The 1,667-nt window shown below is 69.2% G+C and carries 1 protein-coding gene; it reads right to left on the bottom strand.

Features of this window, described 5'->3' with window-relative positions; translation table 11 throughout:
• Positions 1-155: 155 nt before the first annotated feature.
• On the bottom strand, positions 156-1,667 hold a 1,512-nt coding region (locus tag AC3XYG_RS08850; RefSeq protein ID WP_489139452.1), incomplete at its 5' end, for a sugar ABC transporter ATP-binding protein.

Genomic DNA, 1,667 nt, shown 5'->3' with positions numbered 1-1,667 from the left:
GGCGCGCGGATGGCGAGGATCTCGCGATTGGAATGGCCGCGGCGACGGGTTGATCGACCATCGGCTCTGGCTGAGACAGCCCCCTCCCCCTACCCCCTCCCGCGGGGGGAGGGGGAGGATGATTTCTGGAGCAGCCTGTATCTGTCGGTGCGCGCTCATACCATGTGCCCGATCAGGTCGACCTGGGTCGGCTTGCGGCCGGGTTCGGCGCTCATCCGGGCGGTGATCGCGCCGTCGCGCATCGCCAGCACGGTGTGGCTGAGGCCGATCGTCTCCTCCAGCGTGTCGGCGATCAGGATGACCGAGACGCCGTCGCGGCACAGCCCGCGGATCAGGCGGAACACCTCCTCCTTGGCGCCGACATCGATGCCGCGGGTCGGATGGTCCAGGATCAGGATCCGCGATTCCGCCGTCAGCCACTTGGCCAGCACGACCTTCTGCTGGTTGCCGCCGCTGAGCGACAGGCAGGCCGCATCCGGCCCGGCGGCACGGATCGCCAGCCGCTTGGTCCAGTCCTGCGCCAGGGCACGTTCCCGGCTGCGGCTGAGGCCCATCGGCCCTTCCGCCACCTCGAGCCTGGCCAGGGTCATGTTGGTCGCGATCGACAGCAGCATGACCAGGCCTTCGACCCGGCGTTCGCTGGGGATGAAGCCGATGCCGTGTTCGACCGCATCGGCCGGGGAGCGGAACTGCACCGGCTTGCCGTCGATCTCCAGCGTGCCCGCGGTCGGCTGGACGAAGCCGAAGAAGCTGCGGATCAGCTCCTCGCGGCCCGACCCGATGACCCCGGCGATGCCCAGCACCTCGCCCTTGTGCAGGGTCAGGTCGATGTCGTGGTACTTGCCGGCGCAGCCCAGCCCCTTGGCCTGCAGCACAATCTCGGCCTGCGGCGGGTGCTGTTCGGATTCGCGGTAGTATTCGGCGTGGACCTCGCGCCCGACCATGATCCGGTGCAGCGTCGGGGCATCGGCCTCGGCGGCCGGCATCTCCGCGACCACGCCGCCATCCTTCATGACGTAGATGCGGTCGCTCAGCGCCAGCACCTCGTCCAGCCGGTGCGACACGAAGACGAAGCTGGCCCGGCTTTTCAGCGCGCGGACCCGGGCGAACAGCAGGTCGATCTCGGCCTGCTCCAGCACCGAGGTCGGCTCGTCCAGCAGGATGACGAGATCGCCCTCGACCCGGTCCTCCAGCGCCAGCGCCTTGGCCAGCTCGACCATCTGGCGCGCGGCGAAGCTGAGCTCGGAGGCCCGGGTCGACGGGTCGATGTCCAGCCCGACCTTCTCCAGCTGCTGCCGCGCCGCGGCGTTCAGCCGGGACCAGTCGATCAGGCCGAAGCGGGTGAACGGCCGCTCCTGCCCCAGGAAGATGTTCTCGGCTACGCTGAGGTTCAGCAGCAGCGACTGCTCCTGGAACACCATGACGATGCCGCGGGCATTGGCCTGCCGGGGATCGCCCAGGTGCAGCACCTCGCCGTCGCGCCGCAGTTCACCGCTGGTCGGCTGCTGCACCCCGGCCAGGATGCGCATCAGCGTCGACTTGCCGGCGCCGTTCTCGCCGACCAGCCCGACCACCTCGTTCGGCCGGATCTCGACGTCGACGCCTTTCAGCGCCTGGACGCTGCCGAAGGATTTCTGGATGCCGACCGCTTGCAGCATGGCGTCACT

The organism is Inquilinus sp., assembly GCF_057815775.1.
This window is presented reverse-complemented; position numbering and strand designations above follow the sequence as displayed.